Source organism: Streptomyces sp. SBT349, assembly GCF_001083795.1.
In the GTDB taxonomy this organism is placed as follows: domain Bacteria; phylum Actinomycetota; class Actinomycetes; order Streptomycetales; family Streptomycetaceae; genus Streptomyces.
This window is the reverse complement of sequence record NZ_LAVK01000505.1, coordinates 1-3,951: the sequence shown is the minus strand read 5'-3', so window position 1 is coordinate 3,951 and position 3,951 is coordinate 1. Positions and strand designations below refer to the sequence as shown.

The window sequence follows — 3,951 nt, the reverse complement described above, 5'->3', positions numbered from 1 at the left end:
CCGCGCCACTCCCGAGGACCGTCTTGCCCTCCACCCCCCGTACCACCCTGAACCTGGGCATTCTCGCCCACGTCGACGCCGGTAAGACCAGCCTGACCGAGCGGCTGCTGTTCGACAACGGCGCCATCCCCGAGCTCGGCAGCGTCGATGCCGGCAGCACCAGGACCGACAGCGGCGACCTGGAGCGGGAGCGCGGCATCACCATCCGCTCGGCCGTCGCGGCGTTCGCGGTCGGCGACCTCCAGGTCAACCTGGTCGACACCCCCGGCCACCCCGACTTCATCGCGGAGGTCGAACGGGCCCTGTCCGTCCTGGACGGCGCGGTGCTCGTGCTGTCCGCCGTCGAGGGCGTACAGGCGCAGACCCGGGTGCTGATGCGCTCGTTGCGGAAGCTGCGGCTCCCGACCCTCCTCTTCGTCAACAAGATCGACCGCATGGGCGCGCGCCCCGAGGGGCTGCTCGCCGACATCAGGGAGAAGCTCGCCCCGCACCTCGTGCCCATGGGCACCGTCCGGGCGCCGGGGACCGCAGCGGCGCGGGCCGTTCCGCGTGCGCTCGGCGACCGGGGCTTGGGGGAGTCGGCCGCCGAGACGCTCGCGGAGAACGACGACGCCCTGCTGGCCCGGCTCGTCGAGGGCTCCCCGCCTTCGGCCGCCGAGCTGAGCGGCGCGCTCGCGCGGCAGACGGCGGCCGGTCTCGTCCACCCGGTCTACTTCGGGTCGGCGCTGACGGGCGAGGGAACGGGCCACCTGACGGCCGGGGTCAGGACGTTCCTGCCGCCGCCGGAACGGGATGCGGGCGGGGCGGCGCGCGGCACCGTGTTCGCCGTCGAACGGGCCGAGGGCGGGGAGAAGATCGCCTATCTGCGGCTGTTCTCGGGGGAGGTGCGCGAGCGGCAGCGCCTCACCTTCCGGCGGCGCGATCCGAGCGGCGCGACGTCCGAGTCCACCGGCCGGGTCGTCGGCCTCGACGTCATCGGCGCCGGGTCGGCGGCCCCGCGGGGGAGGCGGCGGGCGGGCAGCATCGGCAGGCTCAGGGGGCTGCCGCGGATCCGGGTCGGCGACCGGCTCGGCGAGGCGGGAGACGCCGGAGCCGAGCCGCACTTCTCCCCGCCGAGCCTGGAGACGGTCGTCCGGCCCCGGCAGCCGGGTCAGGAGGCCAGGCTGCACGCCGCGCTGACGAGCCTCGCCGACGAGGATCCGCTGATCCGGATCAGGCCCGCGGGCGGCGGGGCGACGTCGCTGCTGCTCTACGGCGCCGTGCAGCGGGAGGTGATCGGCGCGCGCCTCCGGCGCGCCTTCGGGATCGAGCCCGTCTTCGAGAAGATCCGACCGGTCTACTTCGAACGGCCCGTCGGGGTCGGGGAGTCGGCCCAGGAGATGGGGCCGGGCACCGACGAGTTCTGGGCGACGATCGGGCTGCGGGTGGAACCGGCCCCGGCCGGCTCGGGCGTCGGCTACGCGCACGAGGTCGAGTGGGGCGCGCTGCCGCGCGCGTTCCACCGGGCCATCGAGGAGAGCGCGCTGCGCACGCTCGAACAGGGCCTCCACGGCTGGGAGGTGACGGACTGCGCCGTCACGTTGATCCGCGTCGGCTACTGCGCGCCGAACAGCGTCGCCGCCGACTTCCGCCACCTCACGCCGGTGGTTCTGCTGCGGGCGCTGCGGGCGGCGGGCAGCCGGGTCCACGAGCCGTGCCAGTCGGTGGAGATCGAGATCCCGCGCGATGTGCTCGGCGGGGTCGTGGGGGCGCTCGCCGCGCTCGGCGCGGACATCACCGGGTCCGGTGAGCGGGGGGCCTCGTGGCTGGTCACCGCGGAGTTGCCGGCGCGGCTGGTGCAGGAGCTGACGGCGGCGCTGCCGGGCCTGACCCACGGCGAGGGTGCCCTGTGGTCGCGGCCCGGCGCGGACCGTCCCGTGCGGGGCAGGCCGCCGCGGCGGGAGCGGTTCGACGGCAACCCGCTGAACTACGAGGAGTACCTGCGCTTCCTCGCCAACCGCGACCTGAGCACCTCGGGCGCCGCGGAACGCTGACCGGTGCGGCCCGCGGCCGGGTGCTCGCGCGGGTGCTCACAGCGGCCCTGCTCCGCGCCGGCGTTCGGCCTCGGAGAGAAGGTCCCAGGGGACGAGGGCGCCGGCGCCGCGGGAGGCGGGCAGGTAGGCGAGGTGGGCCACGGTGGCGCCGTCGGGCGCGCGGCCGAGCAGCCAGTGGGCGGTGTCCTGACCGGCGCCCGCGCCGATGCCCGCGCCGGCGCCCGACCGGTGCAGCAGGTGGTCGAGGTGGGGAAGGTAACCGCCGGGCAGCAGGTCCCTGATCCGGTCGGGTGCGGCGATGTCGAACAGGCTGACGAGCACGGTCAGGGAGCCGAACCTCCGCCTCCGGCAGCCCAGTTGACCGGGGTGGCGCGGGTGGGCGTCGGCGTTGAGCACGAAGTCCAGCACGTCGGCGCCGGTGAGGCGCCGCCATGCGGGGAGCGCGGCGAAGTCGGGGCGGTCGGCCTCGACGCGGGCGATGTGCCGGGTGATCAGCTCCCGGGCCCACTCGTGCCGGGCCCCCTTCCCCGCGCGGTCCGGCGGCCCGGCCCCGGCGTCCGTGGCGGCGCGCTCCGCGGGGCGCGAGGTGACCCGGGCCACCACCCCGCGCCGGAAGGTGATCACGGTGGCCATGCCGCGCGAGGGAAGGTCGCGGTAGTACCAGCGAACGGGCGCCGCCGGGGGCGCGCTTCGCGCCGGGCCGGGAACGGGGCCGGTCCTCGCTCCCCCGAGGAACTCCTCCGTGGTCAACCGGTCATGGGGCGGCCCGAGGAGGTCGATGACCTGTCCCTCCGTCATCCCTTGACTGACCTCGGCCACGAATGCCCCTTCCTGTCCTCGTCCGGTGAACGGAGCGACGCTACATCGGTGTTGCGGGACCCCTCGCGAAGTACGATGTCCCACGTTTCGCGCACGCAAGCCCCTTCGCGGAGGCCGCCATGCAAACCCTGACATCACGGAGCCTGACGGGGATCTGGTCCCCGCTGTTGCTGCCGGTCACCATGAGCGAGTCGATCGACTTCGACCGTCTCGACGCCACCCTGGAGACCGTGCTCGGTACCGGAGTACATGGCGTCTACACGAATGGCACCGCGAGTGAGTTCCACACGCTCACGGAGGCCGAGTACGACCGCCTGCACGAACTCGTCGCCGCGCGGTGCTCGGCCGCCGGGATGCCCTACCAGCTGGGCGCGAGCCACCCCAGCGGGCAGATCTCGCTCGCCAGGATCCGCCGCGCGGTCGCGCTGCGGCCCGGCGCCGTCCAGATCGTGCTGCCCGACTGGCTGCCGCTGCGGCCCTCCGAGGTGCTGGCGGCGCTGGGGCGCATGGCGGAGGCCGCCGACGGCGTGCCGCTGGTGCTGTACAACCCTCCGTACGCCAAGACCCAGGTCGGCCCCGAGCTGCTGGCCCGGATCGCCGACGAACTCCCGGCCGTCATCGGCATCAAGGTGCCCGGCGTGGCGGTGGCCAAGGGGCTCACCGACCGGCTCTCGGTGTTCGTCGCGGGCCACACCCTGGCGACGGCGCACCGGGAGGGCGCGGCCGGTTCCTACTCCAACGTCTCCTGCATGAGCCCGGCCGGAGCCGTCCGCTGGTTCGAGCAGATGCGCGCCGACCCGCCGGCCGCCGCCGAACTGGAGGCGCGGCTGCGCGCGTTCCTCGACGAGCACATCGCGCCGCTGGCCGCGGAAGGGTACTGCGACCCGGCGCTGGACAAGACGCTCTGCGCGGTGGGCGACTGGGCCACCGTGGGCACGCGCGTCAGGTGGCCGCACCGGTCGGTGCCCGAGGCACGCGTCGCCGCCCTGCGCGCCGCGGCCTGGCGCGCCGTGCCCGAGCTGCTGACCGACCCGGCGGGCGGACGGCTCCCCGCCCCGGGCGCCGGGGGGGGGGGGGGCGGCTTCTTTTACACACTTGA

Annotated in this window: 3 protein-coding genes; 2 read left to right on the top strand and 1 reads right to left on the bottom strand. The window is 75.1% G+C overall.

Annotated features, from left to right (window positions below; all coding sequences use genetic code 11):
- Window positions 1-23 precede the first annotated feature (23 nt).
- Window positions 24-2,033 (top strand): elongation factor G, encoded by a 2,010-nt coding sequence (locus ADY01_RS33735; RefSeq protein ID WP_049580573.1) that lies wholly within the window; start codon window positions 24-26, stop codon window positions 2,031-2,033.
- A gap of 36 nt (window positions 2,034-2,069) precedes the next feature.
- Here the strand turns inward: ADY01_RS33735 and ADY01_RS33730 are convergent, their stop codons facing one another.
- Window positions 2,070-2,831, bottom strand: a complete 762-nt coding sequence (locus ADY01_RS33730) for a hypothetical protein (protein WP_049580572.1) — start codon at window positions 2,829-2,831, stop codon at window positions 2,070-2,072.
- Between the two features lie 140 nt (window positions 2,832-2,971).
- On the opposite strand from ADY01_RS33730, the gene ADY01_RS33725 reads away from it, so the two are divergent.
- A partial coding sequence (locus ADY01_RS33725; RefSeq protein ID WP_107081896.1) for a dihydrodipicolinate synthase family protein occupies window positions 2,972-3,951 on the top strand: 980 nt, incomplete at its 3' end.

What these genes read in the sequence shown, in the direction of transcription:
- ADY01_RS33730 (WP_049580572.1), bottom strand. Translation starts at nt 2,831, where the DNA reads ATGACGGAGGGACAGGTCATCGACCTCCTCGGGCCGCCCCATGACCGG.